This is a genomic window from Cryobacterium sp. Hz9, assembly GCF_004402825.1.
Classification (GTDB): domain Bacteria; phylum Actinomycetota; class Actinomycetes; order Actinomycetales; family Microbacteriaceae; genus Cryobacterium; species Cryobacterium gelidum.
The window spans coordinates 178,460-200,553 of record NZ_SOFC01000014.1 but is presented as its reverse complement, the minus strand read 5'-3'; the positions used below and the strand labels follow the sequence as shown (position 1 = coordinate 200,553).

Here is a 22,094-nt window from a genome sequence, read left to right as displayed (position 1 = left end):
GGGCCAGTGGCCGGGAAGGCCAACACGCACGGAATCGGCCTCTGCACGGGCGTGCGCGTCGGCCGAAACCTGCGCCAAGGCCGCGGCTCAGGCCGAGGTTCGAACGAGCCGCTGCACCTCACCGAGCTGCTCCACGACGGCAGCACGGAACGCGGCAGAGGCGCTGACGTGCGGCGGAAAGACGTCACCCAGGGTGAAGAATCGGTCAACGAGGGCGGCCGGCCCTGTCACCGCGGCATCGTCGGACCCGACGGCTCGCTGCAGGCGGGCGGCCAGCGGGTCGTCGAGGGTTGGGCCATCCGTTTGAAGAGTGGATGCGACGAAGGTGATCCAGGCGGCCACGGTCAAGGCGAGGCCGGCGGGCGTGTGGCCGGCATTCAAGCGGTCCCAGGCCGTGCCCAGGATACGGGCGGGCAACTTCTGGGAACCGTCCATGCCCACCTGCAACGTCGTGTGCGGCAGGTTCGGGTTGGTGAAGCGCTCGAGAACGCTGTCGCGATACTCCTCAAGGTTGAGTCCGAAAGGCACGTCGAGGGTCGGCAGGATGTCTGCGTCAATCGTGCGGCGCGCTACCGAACGAAGGGCCGGGTCCGCAATCGCCTGCGCGATGGTTGCATACCCCTTGAGAGCTCCGAGGTAGGCGAGCTGGGTGTGCGTTGCATTGAGTATGCGCAGTTTGGCCCGCTCGTACGGAGTCACGTCGGTGGTCAGGATCGCTCCGGCCAACTCCCAGGCGGGCCGCGGCCCGGCGAAATCGTCTTCGATGACCCACTGCATGAAGGGCTCGGCCACGACGAGAGCTTCGTCGCGAAGTCCCAGCAGCGCAAACGCCTCGGCCCGGTCGCCCGGCGTCGTCGCCGGGGCGATGCGGTCGACCATGCTCGAGGGAAAAGAAACGGATGCCGCGAGCCACGCCAGCAGATCGTCGCGCCCCGCGCCCGGCGCCAGCGCTTCCACGAGCGAGAATACCAACGCCCGGGTCAAGGCGCCATTGTTGACGAGGTTGTCGCAGGAGAGCACCGTAAACGGCTCGGCGCCCCGGCGGAACCGCCGGGCGAGGCCGCGAACGAGCAGCCCGATCGGACTGCCGGAGGCCGGCAAATCGCCCTCACCGTCGAGCTCTCGCCCGATCAGAGCCAGGTCTTGTTGCACGACCGGAAGGCTCAAGTCGATGCTGCCGCCGGCCCGCAGGTAGCCCTTTTCCGTGATCGTCAGCGTCGCAATGTGGGTCGTCCCCTGCGCAAGCGTGGCGGTGACCTTCTCGGAGTCCCGAGCCGGCCAGGCGACGTCGCGAACCGTGCCCACGATGCGGAGCGCGGTCGCGGTGGCGCCCTTCTGCAACACGCCGTAGAGGCAGTCCTGCGGTTGCAGCTGCCGGACCACGGAATCGGTTCGCCCGGTGACACCGAGGATTCCCCAACGGGTGTCGCCCGTGGCCGCGGCGGCGTCTTCGGTGAACACGGCCTGATGCGCTCGGTGGAAGGCCCCGATTCCGAAGTGCACGATGCCGATGGTGAGAGCGGCCGGGTCGACGCGCGGGCCAGTGGCTCCCCCCGGGTGAACGCCAGCAATGTTCTCGAGCGACAGTCGTTCTGTTGTGTCAGTCTTCACGCGAGTCCTTGACCTGGGCCACCAGCTGGGTGGGATTGATGAAACGGAGGGCGATGATCAGAATCAGCAGCATCATCGCCGTGTAGATCACGCCCATCGAGGAGATGAGCTGTCGGGCCTCACCGCCACCGGCGCTCGTCATGGCCCGGTAGATGGCGACCACCAGGGTGTCGGAGGTCGGACCGGATACCAGGAAGGTGAGGTCGAACATGCCGACCGTTCGAACGAGAACGAGGATGCTGGCGGCGAGGATTCCCGGGATTAGAAGGGGAGCCAGGATCTTCGTGAAGACCCGATACATGCTGGCCCCGCACATGCGGGCAGCATTCTCGATTGACGGGTTGATCTGCTCGATGAACGGCGTCATCGTGATGATCACGAACGGCACGGAGGGCACGAGGTTCACCAGGATGACGGCGAGCACGGTGCGGCCGAGGCCGAAGTTGTACATCACGGTGGCCAGCGGAATACCGAAGGTGATCGGCGGAATCAGGATGGGCAGCAGGAACAGCAGCATCACGAGCTTCTTGCCGGGAAAGTTACTGCGGGCGAGCACGTAAGAGGCCGGCACCCCGATGATGACCGAGATGACGATCACGGAGAAAGCCACCAGAAGCGTGACCCCGATGATGTGCGCCAGGTCGAATCGGGCCCAGGATTCCTGGTACCAGCCCAGGGTGAAGTTCTCCGGCAGCCAGGTGTTGAACCAGGGCTTTCCGAGCGAGTCTACGAGCACACTGAGCACGATGCCGAACAGAAAGATGAAGAACGCGGCGATGCCAAACCAGACGAACCAGGTTCCCGGCGAGGCCGCCAGGGACTTCTCCCCGGGAGCCAGCTTGCCGCGATTGCGGTTCTTGACGATGTTGACCACTTCGGTGGGTGGAGCAGCCTTGAGCCTTGAGTTGGACATCAGCCCTTCCCTCCCGTTGAACCCTTGTAGAGGAAGGAGCGGCCCAGGAACACGAACGCGATCACAATGAGCTCCACCACCCCCATCATGATTGCGATCGTGGAAGCCATGCTGTAATCCAGCTGCTCCGAGAACGCCCGGTACGCCATCAGCGCGAGCACCCGGGTCTCACCCGAGGCGTCACCGACGAGCCGGGCCGAGGGAAACACACTGAAGGCGAGCACGAACGTGAGGATGAACGTCGTCGCCAGTCCGGGCGCGAGCAACGGCAGCGTGATTCGTCGGAAGCGCTGCTTCCAGTTAGCGCCGAGGGTCTTCGCCGCAGCTTCGAGCGAGGGATCGATTCCAGAGAGATACGACGAGATCAGCAGGTACGCGAACGGAAAGCCGGAGATGATCAGCGACAGCATCACACCGAGGTAGTTGTTGACGAGCTGGAGCGGCTGGTCGATGATGCCGTTTTCCAGCAGGAACCGGTTGAGCCAGCCCTGACGCCCGGCAAAGATCAACAGGCCCTGCGCGGTGAGCACGGTACCCAGCGTGATCGGCAGCACGAGCAGGGTCTGCAGCATCCGCTTGCCCCGGAATTTGCTGCGGAGCTTGAATGCGATCGGGATCGAGACGAGCACGTTGAACAGCGCGGCGGGTAGGGCGAGCCGCAGCGTGATCCAGACGGAGTCAAAGATGAACGCATCCCTGAAGAACGCCACGTAATTGGCGAAGAGTCCGCCGCCCCACTGCTCCTGGGTGGCGGCGAGTGGCTGGAAGGTGAGCCCGATGCCGTAGGCGAACGGGTATACGAATAGCAGGAGCGCGAACACGATGGCCGGCGCGAGCAACAAGAGCTTCGTGTCGACTCCGCGTTCGGCCAGCCGGTGTTTGAGGCTGGCCGAGCCCCGGGCCCGCGAGCCCGTATTGGTCGCGGACGTCATCATCGCACCGCCGAGAGTTCCCGGGGCGCGTCGACTCCGTCGAGGCTCGTGCGGTAGACGAGCGCCCGGGACGGATCGACGGTGAGCTGCACGGTCGAACCGGGAACGAGCGCGGTGTAGGCGTGCACGAAAAGATTCTGGCCCTGGGTGGTCGTGACCTCGACCGCGAACTCGCGCCCCTGGTACTCGACGACGTTGACGGTGGCCTGAACTGTAGCGCGACCGGGCGGTGTATCCGGCCCGACCACGACAAGGTCGGAGGGGCGGATGGCGACGCGAACCGTGTCCCCGACGGCCGCCGGCTGGGCGAGGGTGGCCATGATCGAGATGCCACGGCCGGAGACTCTGGCGAGATCGCCCACGACCGATTCGACCTCGAGGTCGACGATGTTGCGGTAACCCATGAAATCGGCGACGTGCCAATTGGCGGGGTTGTCGTGCAGCTGCTCCGGCGTGCCGACCTGCTGCACCCGGCCCTCCCGCAGAACCACGAGCCGGTCGGCGAGGGAAAGAGCCTCTTCCTGGTCATGGGTGACGTAGATGGTGGTGAGTCCGAGGGACTGGTGCAGGCGACGAATCTCGGTGCGCATCTCGAGGCGCAGCTTGGCGTCGAGGTTGGAGAGCGGCTCGTCCATGAGAACGAGGCGCGGTTCGAGCACGACGGCGCGGGCGATGGCAACGCGCTGCTGCTGGCCGCCGGACAGCTGGCCTGGCAGTTTCTTCGCCTGTTCCTGCAGCTTCACCAAGGCCAGGCCCTCAGCGACCCGCCGGGCGATCTCGGGCTTGGGCAGGTTGCGCATCTGCAACCCGAAAGCGATGTTCTTCTCCACGGACAAGTGGGGGAACAGCGCGTAGTTCTGGAAAACCATGCCGAAGTCGCGCTTCTCGGACGGCAGCACGTCGATGCGCTTGCCGTCGATCAGGATCTCACCGTGTGTCAGCGGGAGGAGTCCCGCGAGGCAGTTGAGTGCGGTGGACTTGCCGCATCCCGACGGTCCGAGCAGGGCGATGAATTCGCCCGCCCGAACCGTGAGATTCAGGTCGACCAACGCATTCTGGCCGCCGAAGCTGCGACCGACGTTCTTCAGTTCGAGGGTGTCAAATGTATTGGTCGACCGTGTCATGAGTTACTTCGCCTCAAATTTTCCCGAACCGACTTCGCGGTCCCAGATATCAAATGCCTGCACCAGTGCGGCAGGCTCGAGCGGAGTTGTCTTGGGCATCTCCTCGATCAGGTCGTCGTACCAGTCGCGGCCGAACTCGGCGATGACGTCCTGGCTGGCCTGGGGCGCCTTGTCGAGCGTGGCGCCCTCGATGGCCGGGCCGGGGTAGAAATAGCCGGTGTCATACGCCATGGCGTTGGTCTCGGGCGTGAGGATGTCTTGCAGCAGTAGCAGGATGGCGGACATTTTGTCAGCGGTCTGGCCCTTCGGAACCACGGCGTAGTGGGCATCCGTTACCCAGGTGAAGTCGTCGAACGGGGCAGCTTCGATGCTTGCGGGCATTTTGGCCGTCGCGCGGGGTTCGATGTCCCAGCCGGTCGTGGTGGGGATCATGGCCCAGGTGCCGTCGGCCATATTGGTAATGACCTGGCCGGTACCGGTGGGGTAGTTGTCGATGGTGAGGCCGAGTTCCTTCAGGTAAGCCCAGGTCTTGTCCCACCCGTTCACGGGATCGGTCGGGTCGGAGTCGCCGAGGATGTACGGCAGGCCCTGCAGGAAGGTGCGGCCGGGGCCCGAGTTGGCCGGGCGGGCGTAGCCGAACTTGCCGGGGTTGGCCTGCGCCCAGGCGAGTACCTCCTCCGGGGTGGTGGGAACGTCGGTTACCACGGCGGGATCGTACTGCAGTAGCGGGCCGGACGGGTAGTACGTCGTGACGACGCCGAAGCCCTCGGCGAGCTTCTGCATGTTGGCGGCGGGCTCGATGTAATCTTCCTGGTTCGACAGCCGGTCGCCGTAGTCGGTGACAAGCGGAACCCAAAGGTTCTGGCCGATACCGGCAGACAGTCCGTCGGTTCCGGTCATGACCATGTCGATGGACAAGCTTCCACTGTCGACCTGCGGCTTGATGGAACCCACGAGGTCCGGCGCGCCGGCGCTCTCCCAGGTGACCGCGGAGATCACGTCGGGGTTTGCCGCCACGAAGGCGTCGACCATGGGACCGGTGAGCTTCTGGTTGCCGGCCACGTCGAGAATGTTCAACGTCACGGGGGCCGATGGCTTATCGGGCACATCGGAGGCGTCGGCCACCGGTGTGGCCGGTGCTGCGCCGGAGTTCGGTGCGGTGCACCCCGTGAGAACGAGGGCTGCCACGGCGACTGCCGCTATGACATAGGTGCGGGTGAAAGCTCTCATATCGATTTCATTCCTTCTGTTCAAACCAAACGGCTGCGTTTGGAAGATGGGGCCAGTGCCGATTGAGTGGATGACGCCGGGCCGGCAGGCACGACGCCGGTGGACTGCCGCACGACGAGTTCGACCGGGATCTCGAGGTTGGGGCGTGGCCCGGCTGAACGGCCCAGAACGGTGTCGAGTAGCGCGTCGACGCTCGCGCGCCCCATCTGGATCCGGGGAAAATCAACGGTCGTGAGGTTGGGCCAGACCAGGGTGGACATTGGCACGTTGTCGAATCCGGTGACACTGATATCGGCTGGCACGTTGATGCCGCGGTGCCGCAGCCGATCGACGAGCCCGGCAGCGACCAGATCGTTGAAGGCCACGATGGCCGTGGCGCCGCTCGCGAGGGCGAGGTCAGCCGCCTGGGTTCCGCCGGAGAACACCGGCGAAAAGTTGCCCAGTTCGATCAACTCGATATCGTTGGACTGTTCGGCGAATTCGCGTAGCGCTAGGTCGCGTTCCTGGTTGGACCACGAGGTGATCGGGCCTGCCGCGTAGGCGATCCTGCGGTGACCGAGCGCCACGAGGTGCCGCATCACGGCGCGGGCTCCGCCGCCGTTGTCGAACGTGATCGAAGGGACGCCGGGCAGGGCTCGATTGACGAGAATGAGCGCACTCTCCTCGGCAACTCGGCTAACGGCCTCGTCAGAGCCACGCGGCGAGCAGAGGATAACGCCGTCGACCTGCTTAGTCAGGCCACGCACGACCTCGTCTTCGAGGAGCGAATCTTCGTCGGTATCGGCGATGAACACCGCGTAGCCGGCAGCGCGGGCGCGCGCCTGAACTCCCTTGCAAATCGAGCCGAAAAACGGGTTTTCAAGGTCGGGAACAACCAGACCGATGCTGCCCGTGCGCCCGGTGACGAGCCCCCTGGCGGCGCGGTTCGGGCGGTAGCCCATGGTTCGTGCCGTCTCCTGCACGTGCAGGCGGGTGGCCTCGGCGACCTGCTCAGGGTTGGCCAGCGCCCGCGAGACCGTAGAGATCGATACGCCGGTGGCGCGGGCCACATCGCGAATAGACACGACCATGCGCACCACCACCCTGTGTAAGGGCCCGAGCGTTTACGGACCGTGGTTACATTCTGCAAACCTTTGCAGTGTTTCGTCAAGTCTCAGTTTTATAACGAGAGAAAGTTTGCATTATTGACAACCACGACAGTTCCGTTAGTCCTACTTACCTGCATATAGTGGTCTCAACGGACCCGGCCAAGACGCGTTCATCAGGCGCGACCGACTGCAACAACATTCATTTTGTTTCAACGAGGAGGCAGAAAATGGCCAAAACGCCATGGAAACTTCACCCTGACCGGGCGCTCCCGGCCGAACCGACCCAGCGCGGGATCGCCCGTGAGCTCTACCAGAGCGTCGCCGCACTGCCGATCGTCTCGATGCATGGGCACATCGATGCCAGGGCTATCCGGCGCAACGATGCCTTCGGCGACCCGGCCGAACTGTTCATCATTCCAGACCACTACCTCGTGCGCATGCTCGTGTCCCAGGGCTACCGTCAACAAGATCTCGGCGTTCGGCCCCTGAACGGCGACGCATACGAAACCGACCACCGCCTCGTCTGGCGGCGCTTCTGCTCCATGTGGAAACTGTTTCGGGGAACCCCCACCCGGTACTGGATGGAACACGAGCTGGTCGAGGTCTTCGGCATTACCGAAGAACCCTCCGCCGCCACGGCTGACGCGATTTACGACCAGCTGTCGGCCGCACTGGCCACGCCGTCGTGGCGCATCCGCTCACTCTTTGACCGTTTCAATATCGAGATTCTCAGCACAACGGATGCGCCGGATTCCGACCTGGCCGACCATGCAGCGCTCGCCGCAGACGGCTGGGGCGAGCGCGTCGTTCCCACCTTCCGGCCCGACGGAATTTTCTACCCCGACCGCGCAGCATGGCGGGCCTCCGTGCGCGCGCTCGCCGCCCGCAACGGCACCGAGATCACGGACTACGCGAGTTTCCTGGTGGCCGTGCAGGAACGACGGCTCGCATTCGTGGCGGCCGGCGCCCGGGCCACCGACCATGGCCACCTCTCCGCCGATACCACCCCACTTTCCGCAGCGGATGCCCAGCGCATCTTTGACCAGGCGCTCACCGGGCCGGTCGATGCGGCCACCGGCGCGGCCTTCGCAGCCAACATGCTGTTCGAAAGCGCTCGCATGTCGGTCGAAGACGGGCTCGTGATGCAGCTGCACCCGGGGGTGCAGCGCGACCATTCCGACCAGATCTTCGCCGCCTTCGGACCGGACAACGGGTTCGACATTCCTCGCCAGGTGGACTACACCCGCGGGCTGCAGCCGCTGCTCAACGCCTTCGGTCTTGACCCGCGGTTTCGCATCATCCTGTTCACGACCGACGAGAACGTATATTCGCGGGAACTTGCCCCGATCGCGGGGGCCTACCCCTCGGTGCGGCTCGGTGCGCCCTGGTGGTTCCTCGATTCGCCCGGAGGCATGGCGAGGTTCCGTGAGCTCGTCACCGAGACCGCTGGCTTTTACAACACGAGCGGTTTCGTCGACGATACCCGGGCGTTCGCGTCGATTCCGGCCAGGCACGACCTTGCCCGACGCATCGACGCCGGCTACCTCTCCAAGCTCGTCGCCGAACACCGACTCACCCTCGACGAGGCAACGGAGACAGCCATCGACCTCGCTTACACCCTGCCGCTGGCGGCATACGCGCGCCGCGACGACGCATCCGCTGCTATCGCACCAGACGCTGCCGCACCAGTCTCTGTAACCCCAGAAGGAGCCGCACTATGAGCGTCATCGAACATGCAGAAGTCTTCGTTACGAGCCCCGGCCGGAACTTCGTCACTCTGAAGATCACCACGTCGGATGGCGTGACGGGCCTCGGTGATGCGACCCTTAACGGGCGTGAGCTTTCGGTGGTCGCCTACCTGCAGGAGCACATCGTGCCGCTGCTGATCGGCCGCGACCCGCAGTCGATCGAAGACACCTGGCAGTACCTGTACCGTGGGGCATATTGGCGTCGCGGTCCCGTCACGATGGCGGCGATCGCCGCAGTGGACGTTGCCCTCTGGGATATCAAGGGCAAAGTCACCGGCCAGCCGGTGTATCAGCTGCTCGGTGGGGCCTCCCGCACGGGCGCCCTCGCCTACGGGCACGCGTCCGGATCGGATCTGCCGTCGCTGTTCAACTCCATTCAGAACCACCTCGACCAGGGGTTCAAGGCCATCCGCGTGCAAACGGGAGTGCCGGGCCTCGGTCAGGTCTACGGTGTGGCCACGAACCAGAAGCCCGGCGAACGCTACGACTACGAACCCGCCAAGCGCACCTCGGTTCCTACCGAGGAGCAGTGGGACAGCCGCGCGTACCTCCGCCACATCCCGACGATCTTCGCGGCCGTGCGTGAGGAATTCGGCTACGACCTGCCGCTGCTGCATGACGGCCACCACCGGCTCACGCCGAACGAGGCGGCCATCCTCGGTAAATCGCTCGAGCCCTACGACTTGTTCTGGCTCGAGGACTGCACCCCCGGCGAAAACCAGGAGAGCCTGCGACGGGTGCGTGCGCAGACGACGACGCCTCTGGCCATCGGCGAGGTCTTCAACACGGTTTTCGACTATCAGACCCTGATCACCGAGCAGCTCATCGACTACGTGCGCAGCGCCGTCACTCACACCGGCGGCATTAGCGCGCTGAAAAAGATCATCGACTTCGCGGCGATCTACCAGATCAAGTCTGGATTTCACGGACCGACCGATATCTCGCCGGTCGGCCAAGCCGCTGCTCTGCACCTGGACCTCGCGATCCACAACTTCGGTATCCAGGAGTACATGAAGCACTCGGAGGACACCCTCTCTGTGTTCCAGACCAGCTACACCTTCGAGAACGGGCTGCTGCATCCGGGCAACAACCCCGGCCTCGGCGTCGAGTACGACGAGGCGCTCGCCGCAACCTTCGACTACACGCCGGCGTACCTGCCGGTGAACAGGCTGCAGCGCGACGGGACCATGCACGACTGGTAGCCCGACCCTATCCGCCGAGTGTCAACGGGACATCTCCGCCGGCCTTGGCGCGTAACTCCTGCAGATCCGGGGCTGACTATAGTTCGGCCCCGGGATGACGCGGTAGTCCGGCTCGGCTGTTTCGATTTGCACGAGTTATGCGCCGGGAAGGTGCAGCCGAAGCGCTCAGGTGACGGTGCCGAATTGCCAGGGGATGAACTCCTCCTGGCCAACGCCGAGTTCTTCGCTCACGGTCTGTTCGCCCGACGCCACTCGGATGATTAAGTCGAAGATCTCGGCCCCGACTTCGGCGAGGGTGGCCGTGCCGTCGACGATGCGGCCCGCGTTAAGGTCCATGTCATCGGGCATCCGGTTGAATGTGTCCGAGTTGGTGGCGAGCTTGATCGAGGGTGTGGGCTTGGAGCCGAACACCGAGCCTCGGCCGGTTGTGAAGCACACGACCGTGGCGCCACCGGCGATGATGCCGGTCACCGAAACCGGATCGTAGCCGGGGGTGTCCATGAAGACGAGTCCGCGTTCGGTGATGCGCTCGGCGTACTCATACACGGCGGACAGGTCGGCCTGCCCGGCCTTGGCGACGGCTCCGAGGGACTTCTCCAAAATGGTGGTCAGCCCGCCAGCCTTGTTTCCAGGGGAGGGATTGTTGTCGAGGCTGCCCCCACCCTGCTTCGCGTAGCCCTGCCACCACTCGATGCGGTCGAGCAGCCGCTGCCCCACCACGGGCGAGACCGCGCGGCTCGTGAGTAGGTGCTCTGCGCCGAACACCTCTGGAGTCTCGGCCAAAACGGATGTCGCCCCATAGGCCACGAGGAGGTCGGACGCCACTCCGAGAGCCGGGTTTGCGGTAATGCCGGAGAAACCGTCTGAACCGCCGCAGTTCAGGCCGAGAACCAGTTCTGACACCGGAACCGGAACCCTGCTGCGCTGGTTCAGTTCGGGCAGCATGGCCCGGATGCGGGCAATTCCTTCCTTGACGGTGGCCCGCACGCCGCCCTCGCTCTGAATATTCATGGTGGACACCAGGGTGTCGCTCGGCAGGTCGTAGCCCTCGACGAGGGACTCAACGGGAACCATTTCGCAGCCGAGTCCCACCACCAGCAGGCCACCAAAGTTGGGGTGGGCCGCATAACCGCGGAGGGTGCGAAGCAGAACCTGGCCACCCTCGCTGGTGGGGACCAGGCCGCATCCACTCTGGTGCGTGAGAGCCATCACGCCGTCAACGTTCTCGAACTCGTCGAGGGCGAAGCCGCGAAAGGCCTCGGCGATGAGGTTCGCGGCCGTGGCCGAGCAGTTCACCGAGGTGAGAATGCCCACGTAATTGCGGGTGCCGACCCGACCGTCGGCGCGCGGGTAGCCGAGGAACGTGGGCATCGGCTCGCTCGGCACCGCGAGGTCGGTGCGGCTGGTGCCGAACTCGTGGGTGCGCCCGGTGTCGTCCATGCCAAGGTTGTGGCTGTGCACGTGCTCGCCGGCAGCGATCATCGTGGTCGCGCGGCCGATGGACTGCCCGTATTTGTGCACCTGTGCGCCCGTGGCGATAGCGACCAGGGCGAACTTGTGGCTGCGCGAGATGTCGGCAGGGAGGGTTAGCTCAGCGCCGCCCCTGCCGAGATCTATCACGGTGCCGGCGGGTAGCGGATGCAGGGCGATGGCCACCTCGTCCCGGTCATTCAGGTGCAGGGCAACGTCGCGGAGCAAGACTCTGGTGGGCATCTGGCGGGATCCTTGTGGCTGCTATAAGGTGAATGTAAACGATTTCATTCCCCATTCTCATTCTTTCCGACGGGCGGGTCAAGTGGCTACAACCATTCGACAGGTTGCAGAGGCTGCCGGGGTGTCGATCGCCACCGCGTCTCGAGCGCTGAGCGGATCCGATGCCGTGGTGCCTGCGACCAAAGACCGTGTTTTACGAGTAGCCGCTGCATTGGACTACACCCCGAGCCGCCTGGCGCGCGGCCTCGTGACCGGCACGACCGGCAACATCGGCCTGATCTTCCCCGACATCACCAACCCCTTCTATACCTCGTTCCTGGCCGAAGTCGAGTCGCTGGTCGGCGCGCACGACCTGGGTATTGTGATCGGCGATTCCCACGAGGACCCCGATCGCGAGTACGCCCTGGTGCGCCAGATGTCCACCCAGGTTGACCGCCTCGTGCTCACCTCCAGCAGACTGACCGACGAACAGATCGTGGCTGCGGCCGGCCGGCTGCCCATCGTGCTCGCCAACCGGCGGCTCGGCGACGACATGGCTATGCCGCCGAGGCTGAGTCAGATGGTCATTGACGTGGACGCCGGCTTTACGGCGGCCGTGACCCACCTGTACAAACTCGGCCACCGCCGACTCACCTACCTCGACGGCCCCGCCCGTTCCTGGTCGGCGCGTCAGAAACGGGCCGTCCTCACCCGGGTCTGCGGCGCGCTCGGGCTGAACCTGACCATCGTGGGCATCGAACGGCCAGACTTCACCGCTGGACTCGCGGCGGGCACCGACCTCGACCCCGACCAGGCCACCGCGGTGCTCGCTTTCAACGACCAGGTCGCCCTCGGAGTGCTCGCTGCCCTCCGTGCCCGCGGAATAGACGTTCCCGGCCGCATCAGCGTTATCGGCTGTGATGATTCCCTCCCCGACGGCCTTGCCTGGCCAGCGCTGAGCACCGTTGACAGTTCGAGCCGGGCCCTCGGGGCCCTTGCCGCGGCCGCCGTGCTCGATCCCGAATCGAAGCAGAACGGCAGCGTCCCCACCCGCCTCATTGTGCGTCGGTCGACGGCGAGAGCCGCCGTCGATCTCAACCCTCGTGAAGAAAAGACTCCGGAGCCATCGTGACCCTCGCCCCTTCATCGACCCGCGTGCCGGCATCCGCTCGGCTGCGCCAGCACCCGATCATCGCCGTTTTACGCGCCAGCGCCGCGTCCGACTACGACCCCGTGGTGGACGTACTCGCCGAGAACGGCGTGCGCTCGATCGAACTCACGCTCAGCACGCCCGGCACCTTCGAGCACCTGCCGGCCCTGCTGAAACGCTTGGGTGACGACGTGGAAGTGGGGATCGGCACCATCGTGACCGTCGGGCAGGCCGAATTTGCCCTCGCGGCCGGGGCCCACTATCTGGTGACGCCGATAGTGAACCTCGACGTGATCGCGCTCGCCGTGCGCGAGGGTATTCCAGTGTTCCCGGGTGGGCTGACGCCCACAGAACTCTACGGCGCCTGGGCCGCCGGTGCCACGGCTGTGAAGATCTTCCCGGCCGAAACCGTGGGGCCGCAGTATGGCTCGCACCTGCGCGGGCCGTTTCCCGATCTCGAGTTCGTACCCTCCGGCGGAATCGGCCTCGATGACATTCCGCGCTGGCTAAACGCCGGCGCCCTCGCCGTGAGCCTCGGCGGTCCGCTCGTGGGCGACGCGCTGAAAGGTGGGTCGCTCGTTGCACTTGCCGAGCGGGCGCAGCGGGTCACCGGCCTCGCAGCGGATGCCCTGGCGCAGCGATGAGCGCCGCAGCCGTTGCACAGTCGGTCGTCACCTTCGGCGAGACTATGGCCCTGATGAGCTCCGATTCGTTCGGGCCCCTGCAGCACTCTCGGGCGATGACTCTCGGCATTGGTGGTTCCGAGAGTAACGTGGCCATCGCGCTGCGACGCCTCGGTACGCCGGTCACCTGGATCGGCCGAGTTGGAGAGGACTCTCTCGGCGACATGGTGTTGCGCGAAATCAGCGCGGAGGGCGTGCAGGTGGTGGGCATCCGCGATTCAGAGGCGCCGACGGGGCTCATGGTCAAGGAGCGCCGCACGAGCCGGGACACGCGCGTCTGGTACTACCGGCGTGGCAACGCCGGGTCGCGGCTGGCGCCGGGCGACATCGATCCGGAACTCATTCGCTCGGCGTCGCTGCTGCACCTCACGGGCATCACCCCCGCGCTCTCGGACACCGCTGCCGACGCTGTTTTTGAGGCGATGCGGGTGGCCAGGGAGGCCAGGGTCACGGTGTCATTCGACCTCAATTTTCGTGGAAAACTCTGGTCGCCGGAGCAAGCCGGCGCCGTGTACCGCCGCATCCTGCCGCTTGTCGACGTGGTCTTCGCCGGCGACGACGAGGCGGCCATCGCGGTGGGCGAGGCGGCGACCCCGCTGCTGCTGGCGCAGCGGCTGATCGAGGCCGGGGCTGGTGAGGCCGTGGTGAAACTGGGCGAGCGCGGCGCCGTCGCCGTCGTGCAGGGGAGGGAATACGAGCGGGCGGCCATTCCGACCGCGGCGCTCGACACCGTGGGCGCCGGGGATGGTTTCGTGGCCGGCTACCTCGCCGAATACCTGCTGGGCCGCGACGTGGCCACCCGACTGACCACCGCCGTGACGGTGGGCGCGTACGCCTGCCTGGTTTCAGGGGACTGGGAGGGCATGCCACGCCGCAGCGAACTCGCAACCCTGGGACGCAGCGAGCCCGTCAGTCGCTAGGCATGCGACAGAGCGGGGTGGGCGGTGGCTGCCGAGAATGCCAGTTCCTCTTTGTCGGGCTAGCCAGCATTGACTGTGGCGCTATGTAGTGGAAAATAACTAGGGGCCAAAGCCGGCGGCTCGGGTAATCCTCTGGCGAAGCCGCTCGACCCGCTGATTAGAGTTAGCACTATGACTCAGGAAACATTTCGCGACCGAGAAAATGGCCGGGCCACCCTGGCTCAAATTGCTCACGACGCATCCGTGTCAATGTCTACGGTCTCCAAGGTGCTTAATGCCAGAACCGGTGTATCGAAAGCGACCCGAGTGCGGGTGCAGGCGTTGTTGGTTTCCTCCGGGTACAACCGGCGCGGATCCGAGCACTCAAAAAGCACCCTGATCGAGCTGGTCTTTAGCGACATAGGCAGCATCTGGTCGCTCGAAATCATTCGGGGCGTCGAGCGGGTCGCGCGGCAGAACGGCCTGAGCGTCATTCTCACCGAGAGCGGCGACCGCCACTCGCCCGCGCCAGACTGGATCAAGGGCGTGTTGCAGCGTCAACCACTCGGGGTGATTCTGGTCTTCTCCGATTTGTCAGCTGACCATAAGCGTGAGCTGAACACGCGCAACATTCCCTTCGTCGTGGTGGACCCGGCCGGAGACCCGGCCATGGACGTGCCATCCATCGGCTCGGCCAACTGGTCGGGCGGGCTGTTGGCCACCCGGCACCTGATCGAGCTCGGGCACCGCCGTATCGGCATCATTACCGGCCCAGAGGACATGCTGTGTTCGCTAGCTCGCCTTTCGGGCTACCGGTCGGCGCTTGAGGCGGCTGGCATCCCGTTTGACGCCAGCCTCGTCAAGACCGGCGACTTTCACCGCGAGCTTGGAGTGAGCCTCGGACGCGAGCTGCTGGCGCGCCCGGACCGCCCGACCGCCATCTTCGCCGGCAGTGATCTACAGGCGATCGGGCTCTACGAGGCAGCGCGGGCGCTGGATCTGCAGATTCCACGCGATCTTTCGGTCGTGGGATACGACGACCTCCCCGTGGCCCAATGGGTCGATCCTGCCTTGACTACCGTGCGGCAGCCGCTCGTTGAAATGGCGGAGGAGGCGACCAGACTCGTACTCAAACTGCGCACAGACCGGCACACCGAGAACATCAGGCTCGATCTTGCGGTCAACCTCGTGCAGCGGGCTAGTACGGCGGCGTGCGGTAATTAACTGCGAAAGTTTCTGATAAATAGCTTACATGTTGCGTAATTTATTGCGACACCTATAGCGTTGGGTAGCGGCTAGCTCAGACTGGCCCGCCGACGAAGGAGTCACCGGATGCCCCGCCTGAACGTTGCGATGATCGGCTACGGATTCATGGGGGCGGCCCACTCGCAGGCGTGGCGAGTGGCTCCTCGGTTCTTTGATCTGCCCCTTGAACCGAGAATGCACACGATCGTCGGCAGGCACACCGGCCGCACGGCTGCCGCGGCGCAGAAGTTCGGTTGGGCACACGCCGAAACCGACTGGCGGCGAGTCGTGGACAATCCCGACATCGATCTGATCGACATTTGCTCGCCCGGCGACACTCATGCCGAGATAGCGATCGCGGCGCTCGAAGCCGGCAAACACGTTCTATGTGAGAAACCGCTGGCGAACAGTGTCGCCGACGCTGTCCGGATGGCCGACGCGGCCCACGCGGCGAACGACCGCGGCATCCGCTCGATGGTGGGCTTCAGCTATCGCCGCGTGCCGGCCATCACCTTTGCCAGGCAGATCGTGGCAGAGGGGCGCCTGGGCGAGATTCGACAGGTGCGCGCGCAGTACCTGCAGGACTGGCTCGTCGACGCGGAGGGGCCGATGACCTGGCGGCTCGACAAAGCGCTGGCCGGTTCCGGGTCGCTCGGCGATATTGGTGCCCACGCGATTGACGCGGTGCAGTTCATCACCGGAGAGACCCTCGATGCCGTCAGCGGAACCCTGCACACCTTCGTCACCGAACGGCCGCTGCTCGGCGAAGCGGTGGGCCTCAGCGGGGTCGCATCGACGGAGCGTGGCGCGGTCACGGTCGACGACGTGGCCCTGTTCACGGCGCGACTGAGCGGCGGCGGGCTAGGTACCTTCGAGGCTACCCGCTTCGCCACCGGCCGCAAGAACGCCTTCCGCATCGAAATCAGCGGATCCCAGGGAGCGCTGGCCTTCGACCTCGAACGCATGAACGAGCTCGACTTCTACGACGAAACCGACTTAGCCGGCCTGCGTGGCTTTCGCCGCATTCTGGTGACGGAGCTAATGCATCCGTACATGTCAGCCTGGTGGCCAACCGGCCACACCATCGGCTACGAGCACCCGTTCTCGCACCAGGTTCGCGATCTGGTGTTCGACATTGCGGAGCATCGCGCCCCCGAACCGTCGTTCGCCGACGGCCTCCAGGTGCAACGTGTGCTTGACGCGATCGAGAACAGCGCCGAAAAAGGCAGCGCTTGGACCATCACCTCCTAATCGTCAAGGGGAAGGAAGCAGAGGCGCTTTATCACGCTGTCGACGTTGTCCATCTTTGTGCTCCACGTGCTCGGTCGTCGACAGTTGCTCAATGGCACGACGGCAGGATTCAGCGAATAACACCTCATTTGTGCAAACCTGGAAGGATTTTCATGACCACCGCAACCCTCGCTCTTCGCCACGCACTCGTCGTGCGCGGAGGATGGGACGGCCACCAGCCCGTCGAGACGACAGATCTGTTCATTCCTTTCCTGGAGGAGAACGGGTTCACTGTACGCGTCGAGGAGACGCCTGCGCCGTATGCGGATTCCGACTACATGGCGAATGTCGACCTTGTGGTGCAGACCAACACCATGACCACGATCGAGAAGGACGAATTCCTGGGGTTGCGCGCGGCTATCGAGAACGGCACGGGGCTTGGCGGCTGGCACGGCGGCATCGCCGACTCCTACCGCAACAACGTGGACTATCTGCAGCTGATCGGCGGGCAATTTGCCGCGCACCCTGGCAAGGCGCCCGCTGAGCGCATCGGGGAACAGTCAGACAACTACGTTCCGTACCGCATCAACATGCTGCCGGCGGCCGCCGATCACCCGATCACCCAAGGCATCGAGGATTTCGACCTCATTAGTGAGCAGTACTGGATATTACACGACGACTACAACGATGTGCTGGCCACGACGACGCAGGCCGTGCGCCCGTGGGACCCGTGGCACCGTCCGATCACGTCGCCGGCCGTCTGGACCCGGCAGTGGGGGCAGGGTCGCATCTTCGTCTCGACGCCCGGGCACCGGGTCGACATCCTGCAGAACTCCAGCGTGCGCACGATGATTGAAAGGGGATTGCTATGGGCGGCCCGTTGAGAATAGGAATTATCGGCGTCGGAAAGATCAGCGAGCAGTATTTCGCCGAGTTTCCCAAGCTTCCTGGCCTGAAACTCGTGGCCGTCGCCGACCTGGATGTGGCCAGGGCCACAGCCGTCGCCGCCGAGCAGGGCGTTCTGGCGTTGACGGTCGACGAGCTGATCGCCTCGCCCGAGGTCGACGCGGTGCTCAACCTCACCATTCCCGCGGCCCATGCTGCGGTCGCCTTGCGAGCGCTGGCCGCCGGCAAGCACGTCTACGGGGAGAAGCCCCTGGCGCTCAATCCCGACGAGGCCGCCCCGGTGCTCAAGCTCGCCGACGAACGCGGGCTGCGGGTGGGATCGGCTCCCGACACCGTGTTGGGCACGGGCGTGCAGACCGCCCGAGCACTGCTCGACGGTGGCCGCATCGGAACGCCGGTGGCGGCATCGGCTTTCTGGACCGCGCCGGGGCATGAGCTCTGGCACCCGGCCCCGCAGTTCTACTATGCGGAGGGTGGCGGGCCGTTGTTTGATATGGGGCCGTACTACCTGAGCGCCCTGGTCACCCTGCTCGGACCGGTCGTGCGCGTGTCGGGCAGCGTCGGGCGCTCCGGGCGGGAGCGCACAGTCGCGACCGGGCCGCTTGAAGGCACGAGTATTTCAGTGGATGTCGACACTCACGTGTCTGCGCTGCTGGAGCACGCCTCCGGCGTCACTTCGACCGTCATGATGAGTTTCGATGTGTGGGCGGCCCGGCTGCCGCGCATCGAGATCTACGGCACCCTCGGCACGATCGCTGTGCCGGATCCGAACCGGTTCAGCGATGTGACCGAGCTCTTCACGAGCGACGACCGGCAATGGCGCGAGGTTCCGGCAGTGGCCGGGTATGCGGAAGCCGGGCGCGGATATGGGCTAGCCGACATGGCGCGGGCGATCGCGGCCAATCGTCCGCACCGAGCATCGGCCGAGTTGGCTTTTCACGTCCTGGAGATCATGGACGCCATATTGCGGGCCGGCCACGATCATTCTGTTGTTGAGCTGAGCAGCACGATGGTGCGACCGGAGCTCGTTCCCGAAGGCGTTGTGCCCGGCAACTGGTAAGTCGCGTACGTGCATCCGATCGACGCGTCGCGCTTCGGTCATCACTGCCGCCGAGGTAGTCGAACGCCGACATCGCTGAGATGTCGGCGCTCGACTACGCGTCTGATCGCAGGAAGCGGTTACTGACCCGCTACGTGGTCGCGCCAGCTGTGCTCGGGGGCGAAGCCGAGCATCCGCTGCGCCTTGTCGATCGATAGCAGGGTCTCGTGCTCACCGACCGTCTTGGTGAGCGTGACGTTCGGGAAGACCTCGGCGGCGAGGCTCGCGCTGGAGCGGCTCATCACGGTGTCGGCAGCCGCGATGATGAACGTCTCGAACCCTGGCTGGGCCTGTTCGAGCGCCCGCAGCACGGCCTGGGCGCCGTCGCGACCGTCGATGTAGCCCCACAGGTTCCACTTGCGCAGGGTGGCGTCAGCGTCAAAGCCGGGGAAGGCCGCGTAGTCCTCCTCGTCCATCACGTTGGAGAAGCGTAGCGCCGTGATGCTCAGCAGTGGATCCCAGCGCACGAGCTGGATGGCCATCTGCTCCTCGAGGTGCTTCACCAGCGAATAGGTGCTCTCCGGGCGGGCCGGGTACTCCTCGTCGACGGGAATGTAGGGCGGGTCGATGTCGAATGGCAGGCCGAGGGTCGTCTCACTCGAGGCATAGACGATCGTCTTGATTCCGGCCCGGCGGGCGGCCTGGAAGACGTTGAAGGTTGCGAGCATGTTGTTGTGGAACGTGGCCACATCGGGCAGCAGGCCAGGGGCCGGGATGGCCCCGAGATGCACGAGCGCGTCGAATCCGGCTGTGCGGTCGTCGATGCCGAACATCACGTCGATGACCTGGCCGTAGTCGGTCAGGTCGATCGTGGTGAATCCTGAACCCCGAGGTCCCGCGCGGTCGAGGTTGGTGACGGCGTGGCCCTCCTTCGCCAGGCGTGCGACAACGCTGCGTCCGAGCTTGCCGCTGCCACCGGTGACGGCGATTCTCATGAGTACTCCTTGATCGGTCGAGCGAAAGATTGCACCAGCGGATGCTGACGCGGCCGCATCACGCCTCGCGTTGCTCGGGCGAGGTGGTCTTGCGCGGGTCGAACTCGGCCAGGTCGCGCACGGCGGCATCGATTCGTGTCAGCACGTCGGCGTCGAGATGCACACCGGCGGCCTTCACGTTGTCGGCGACCTGCTCGGGCCGGGACGCGCCCATGATGGCGGATGCGACGTTCTTATTGGCCAGCACCCAGGCGAGCGCGAGCTGCGCCATGGTCAAGCCGAGCTCGTCGGCGATCGGACGCAATTTCTGCACCCCGGTGAGCACCGGCTCGCTCATCCAACGCTTGATCATGTTGGCGCCACCCTGGGTATCCGTTGCCCGGCTGCCCGCGAGGGGCGCCTGACCCGGCAGATACTTACCGGTGAGCACGCCCTGCGCAATCGGGGACCAGACGATCTGCGAGACGCCGAGCTCCTCGGCGGCCGGAACCACCTCGGACTCGATCACGCGCCACAGCATCGAGTACTGCGGCTGGTTGGAGATGAGCTGGAAGCCCAGTTCGCGGGCCAGGGTGTGGCCGGCGCGCAGCTGCTCGGCGTTCCACTCGCTCACCCCGATATAGAGGGCCTTGCCCTGACGCACGATATCGGCGAAAGCCTGCATCGTCTCCTCGAGCGGGGTCTCCACGTCGTAACGATGCGCCTGGTAGAGGTCGACGTAATCCGTTTGCAGTCGGGTGAGCGAGCCGTCAATCGACTCGAGGATGTGCTTGCGGGAGAGGCCAGTGTCGTTGTGTCCCTTGGGGCCGGTCGGGCCGAATACCTTGGTGAAGATTTCGATGGACTGTCGGCGTTCACCGCGCAGGGCATCCCCCAGTACCTGTTCGGCGACGGTATTGGCGTAGACGTCCGCGGTGTCGAACGAGCTGATTCCGGCGTCGAGGGCCGCGCGCACACAGGCCGTCGCGGTGTCGTTCTCGATCTGGGACCCGTGGGTGAGCCAGTTACCGTAGGTTATTTCCGAGACTTTCAATCCGCTGTTGCCTAGATATCGAAACTCCATGATGTCCTTATCTGTCAGCGCCCTCGATGATTTGTTGACATTGGCAACGTATCATCCATCAAGCGCATCCGGCGCAGTAACCTGACTTTTGACCGAAAAAAGCGAGCTGGAAGCCGAGGGCTGGACGCCATGCAGGGCAACAACCATGACGATGTACGCCGGCACAACCTGTCGACCATCCTGCGCCTCGTGCACCGCCAAGGCGCGGCGTCGCGCGCCCAGCTGACCCGCCTGACCGGCTTGAACCGGTCGACCATAGGCGCGCTGGTCGGAGAACTGGTCGAACGCGGCCTGGTCGAGGAACGAACTCCCACCCCCACCAAACTCGCCGGGCGCCCGAGCCCGATCGTGGCGGCGAGCGACCGAGTTGTGGCCGTTGCTGTGAATCCTGAAATCGACGCGATCACCGTGGGAGTCGTCGCCCTCAGCGGCGTCGTGCATCGGAGCATCCGCTTCGCGACGCCGACCACGCCGACGGCCGCCGAGGCGGTCACCATCACGGCGGGCATTGTCACCGACCTGCGGCGCGAATACGGAGAATATTCCATAATCGGAATGGGTGTGGCCGTGCCGGGCCTGGTGCGTGCACACGATGGTCTGGTTCGCAACGCCCCACATCTCGGCTGGGTCGATGAACCCCTCTGCGAGATGCTCGCCGCGGTCACCGGCCTGCCCGTCGTGGCCGCCAACGACGCGAGCCTCGGCGTCACGGCGGAACGCTATTTCGGTGCGGGACGGGGAATGACCGATCTCATCTATCTCAACGGCGGCTCCAGCGGCATCGGTGGCGGCCTCGTCGTCGGGGGAGTCGCGGCCGGCGGGCGCACGGGCTACGCGGGGGAATTCGGGCATACCAGGGTGAGCGCGGGCCGCCGCACCGACTCAGCCGGCATCGCCGGCACCCTCGAAGCCGAGGTAACCCGCGGCGCGCTCCTCGCGGTGCTCGGTCTGCGGGCCGGTGACACGGATGCCGACGCCCTCGAACGCGCACTGCTCGCCTCCGACGCACCCGCGGTACGCGCCGAAGTAGATCGGCAGCTCGATTTTCTGGCCGTCGCCCTGGCCGGCGCCGTCAACATCCTCAACCCAGAGCTCATCGTGCTCGGCGGCTTTCTCGCCGCGCTCTACGGGGTCGACCCGGGGCGGCTCACCCGCGCGGTGGCCGCACTGACGCTGGGGGCTGCGTTCGACGAGGTGCGGATTGCGCCCGCCCTCCTCGGCTCGAATCTGCTCCTGATCGGTGCCGCCGAGCTGGTCTTCGAAGCGCTGCTTCTCGACCCATAGTGCGGTCCAGGGAATACTGCGGATCCCTCCCCGCTTGGCGTAAGGGCGGCCGGAAGTGTC

General features: G+C 65.2%; 19 protein-coding genes. 10 read left to right on the top strand and 9 right to left on the bottom strand.

The features are described from left to right. Positions 1–87: 87 nt before the first annotated feature. Genes E3N85_RS07765 through E3N85_RS07740 form a run of 6 tightly spaced genes read right to left on the bottom strand, consistent with a single transcriptional unit; the run spans position 88 to position 6,880 of the window. Entirely contained in the window at positions 88–1,611 is a 1,524-nt protein-coding gene (locus tag E3N85_RS07765; RefSeq protein ID WP_134461680.1) for a mannitol dehydrogenase family protein, read from the bottom strand. Continuing rightward, a complete protein-coding gene (locus E3N85_RS07760; protein WP_134461677.1) occupies positions 1,601–2,524 on the bottom strand; it encodes an ABC transporter permease in 924 nt (307 codons plus the stop codon). The genes E3N85_RS07765 and E3N85_RS07760 overlap by 11 nt, the downstream gene beginning before the upstream one ends. Beyond that, positions 2,524–3,459 carry an ABC transporter permease gene (locus tag E3N85_RS07755; protein WP_134461674.1) on the bottom strand — a complete coding sequence of 312 codons (936 nt, stop codon included), beginning with the start codon at positions 3,457–3,459 and terminating at the stop codon, positions 2,524–2,526. Before E3N85_RS07755 ends, E3N85_RS07760 begins: the two co-directional genes overlap by 1 nt. After that, a complete protein-coding gene (locus E3N85_RS07750) occupies positions 3,456–4,580 on the bottom strand; it encodes an ABC transporter ATP-binding protein (RefSeq protein ID WP_134461671.1) in 1,125 nt (374 codons plus the stop codon). Before E3N85_RS07750 ends, E3N85_RS07755 begins: the two co-directional genes overlap by 4 nt. Before the next feature lie 3 nt (positions 4,581–4,583). Next, positions 4,584–5,810 carry an extracellular solute-binding protein gene (locus tag E3N85_RS07745; RefSeq protein ID WP_134461668.1) on the bottom strand — a complete coding sequence of 409 codons (1,227 nt, stop codon included), beginning with the start codon at positions 5,808–5,810 and terminating at the stop codon, positions 4,584–4,586. A gap of 20 nt (positions 5,811–5,830) precedes the next feature. Next, positions 5,831–6,880 (bottom strand): LacI family DNA-binding transcriptional regulator, encoded by a 1,050-nt coding sequence (locus E3N85_RS07740; protein WP_134461665.1) that lies wholly within the window; start codon positions 6,878–6,880, stop codon positions 5,831–5,833. A 245-nt stretch (positions 6,881–7,125) separates the two neighbouring features. On the opposite strand from E3N85_RS07740, the gene uxaC reads away from it, so the two are divergent. Both uxaC and manD read left to right on the top strand, forming a co-directional pair. Next, positions 7,126–8,619: a glucuronate isomerase gene (gene uxaC / locus E3N85_RS07735; RefSeq protein WP_134461662.1), complete on the top strand. Its 1,494-nt coding sequence runs from the start codon at positions 7,126–7,128 to the stop codon at positions 8,617–8,619. After that, a complete protein-coding gene (manD, locus tag E3N85_RS07730) occupies positions 8,616–9,848 on the top strand; it encodes a D-mannonate dehydratase ManD (RefSeq protein ID WP_134461659.1) in 1,233 nt (410 codons plus the stop codon). Before uxaC ends, manD begins: the two co-directional genes overlap by 4 nt. Before the next feature lie 165 nt (positions 9,849–10,013). Here the strand turns inward: manD and E3N85_RS07725 are convergent, their stop codons facing one another. Further along, on the bottom strand, positions 10,014–11,561 hold the full coding sequence (locus E3N85_RS07725) for a UxaA family hydrolase (protein ID WP_134461656.1): 1,548 nt from the start codon (positions 11,559–11,561) through the stop codon (positions 10,014–10,016). A gap of 82 nt (positions 11,562–11,643) precedes the next feature. On the opposite strand from E3N85_RS07725, the gene E3N85_RS07720 reads away from it, so the two are divergent. The 7 genes from E3N85_RS07720 (at position 11,644) to E3N85_RS07690 (ending at position 18,713) form a co-directional block, all read left to right on the top strand. Further along, a complete protein-coding gene (locus E3N85_RS07720; protein ID WP_166783897.1) occupies positions 11,644–12,672 on the top strand; it encodes a LacI family DNA-binding transcriptional regulator in 1,029 nt (342 codons plus the stop codon). Beyond that, complete coding sequence (locus E3N85_RS07715; RefSeq protein ID WP_241978372.1) at positions 12,669–13,334, top strand: bifunctional 4-hydroxy-2-oxoglutarate aldolase/2-dehydro-3-deoxy-phosphogluconate aldolase; 666 nt, start codon at positions 12,669–12,671, stop codon at positions 13,332–13,334. Before E3N85_RS07720 ends, E3N85_RS07715 begins: the two co-directional genes overlap by 4 nt. After that, a complete protein-coding gene (locus E3N85_RS07710) occupies positions 13,331–14,293 on the top strand; it encodes a sugar kinase (protein WP_134461650.1) in 963 nt (320 codons plus the stop codon). Before E3N85_RS07715 ends, E3N85_RS07710 begins: the two co-directional genes overlap by 4 nt. A 171-nt stretch (positions 14,294–14,464) precedes the next feature. Continuing rightward, on the top strand, positions 14,465–15,496 hold the full coding sequence (locus E3N85_RS07705; RefSeq protein ID WP_134461647.1) for a LacI family DNA-binding transcriptional regulator: 1,032 nt from the start codon (positions 14,465–14,467) through the stop codon (positions 15,494–15,496). A gap of 108 nt (positions 15,497–15,604) precedes the next feature. Next, positions 15,605–16,768, top strand: a complete 1,164-nt coding sequence (locus E3N85_RS07700; RefSeq protein WP_241978371.1) for a Gfo/Idh/MocA family protein — start codon at positions 15,605–15,607, stop codon at positions 16,766–16,768. A gap of 152 nt (positions 16,769–16,920) precedes the next feature. Next, positions 16,921–17,631 carry a ThuA domain-containing protein gene (locus E3N85_RS07695; protein WP_134461644.1) on the top strand — a complete coding sequence of 237 codons (711 nt, stop codon included), beginning with the start codon at positions 16,921–16,923 and terminating at the stop codon, positions 17,629–17,631. After that, positions 17,616–18,713, top strand: coding sequence for a Gfo/Idh/MocA family protein (locus E3N85_RS07690; protein WP_134461641.1), 1,098 nt, complete (start codon positions 17,616–17,618; stop codon positions 18,711–18,713). Before E3N85_RS07695 ends, E3N85_RS07690 begins: the two co-directional genes overlap by 16 nt. Positions 18,714–18,832: 119 nt before the next feature. Here the strand turns inward: E3N85_RS07690 and E3N85_RS07685 are convergent, their stop codons facing one another. Then, positions 18,833–19,687 carry an NAD(P)-dependent oxidoreductase gene (locus E3N85_RS07685; RefSeq protein ID WP_134461639.1) on the bottom strand — a complete coding sequence of 285 codons (855 nt, stop codon included), beginning with the start codon at positions 19,685–19,687 and terminating at the stop codon, positions 18,833–18,835. Positions 19,688–19,745: 58 nt separating this feature from the next. Continuing rightward, positions 19,746–20,750, bottom strand: coding sequence for an aldo/keto reductase family protein (locus E3N85_RS07680; protein ID WP_134461636.1), 1,005 nt, complete (start codon positions 20,748–20,750; stop codon positions 19,746–19,748). A 129-nt stretch (positions 20,751–20,879) separates the two neighbouring features. Here E3N85_RS07680 and E3N85_RS07675 point away from each other — a divergent pair, with 129 nt between their 5' ends. Next, the gene (locus E3N85_RS07675; protein WP_134461633.1) at positions 20,880–22,034 is read left to right on the top strand and encodes an ROK family transcriptional regulator; all 1,155 of its coding nucleotides are present in this window, start codon (positions 20,880–20,882) and stop codon (positions 22,032–22,034) included. Positions 22,035–22,094 lie beyond the last annotated feature (60 nt).

Bases quoted from the DNA above. Each gene is read 5' to 3' on its own strand.
- E3N85_RS07685 (WP_134461639.1), bottom strand. From the start codon at position 19,687: ATGAGAATCGCCGTCACCGGTGGCAGCGGCAAGCTCGGACGCAGCGTT.
- E3N85_RS07705 (WP_134461647.1), top strand. From the start codon at position 14,465: ATGACTCAGGAAACATTTCGCGACCGAGAAAATGGCCGGGCCACCCTG.
- uxaC (WP_134461662.1), top strand. From the start codon at position 7,126: ATGGCCAAAACGCCATGGAAACTTCACCCTGACCGGGCGCTCCCGGCC.
- E3N85_RS07695 (WP_134461644.1), top strand. From the start codon at position 16,921: ATGACCACCGCAACCCTCGCTCTTCGCCACGCACTCGTCGTGCGCGGA.
- E3N85_RS07745 (WP_134461668.1), bottom strand. From the start codon at position 5,810: ATGAGAGCTTTCACCCGCACCTATGTCATAGCGGCAGTCGCCGTGGCA.
- E3N85_RS07740 (WP_134461665.1), bottom strand. From the start codon at position 6,880: ATGGTCGTGTCTATTCGCGATGTGGCCCGCGCCACCGGCGTATCGATC.
- manD (WP_134461659.1), top strand. From the start codon at position 8,616: ATGAGCGTCATCGAACATGCAGAAGTCTTCGTTACGAGCCCCGGCCGG.
- E3N85_RS07755 (WP_134461674.1), bottom strand. From the start codon at position 3,459: ATGATGACGTCCGCGACCAATACGGGCTCGCGGGCCCGGGGCTCGGCC.
- E3N85_RS07700 (WP_241978371.1), top strand. From the start codon at position 15,605: ATGCCCCGCCTGAACGTTGCGATGATCGGCTACGGATTCATGGGGGCG.
- E3N85_RS07680 (WP_134461636.1), bottom strand. From the start codon at position 20,750: ATGGAGTTTCGATATCTAGGCAACAGCGGATTGAAAGTCTCGGAAATA.
- E3N85_RS07710 (WP_134461650.1), top strand. From the start codon at position 13,331: ATGAGCGCCGCAGCCGTTGCACAGTCGGTCGTCACCTTCGGCGAGACT.
- E3N85_RS07760 (WP_134461677.1), bottom strand. From the start codon at position 2,524: ATGTCCAACTCAAGGCTCAAGGCTGCTCCACCCACCGAAGTGGTCAAC.
- E3N85_RS07750 (WP_134461671.1), bottom strand. From the start codon at position 4,580: ATGACACGGTCGACCAATACATTTGACACCCTCGAACTGAAGAACGTC.
- E3N85_RS07725 (WP_134461656.1), bottom strand. From the start codon at position 11,561: ATGCCCACCAGAGTCTTGCTCCGCGACGTTGCCCTGCACCTGAATGAC.
- E3N85_RS07690 (WP_134461641.1), top strand. From the start codon at position 17,616: ATGGGCGGCCCGTTGAGAATAGGAATTATCGGCGTCGGAAAGATCAGC.
- E3N85_RS07675 (WP_134461633.1), top strand. From the start codon at position 20,880: ATGCAGGGCAACAACCATGACGATGTACGCCGGCACAACCTGTCGACC.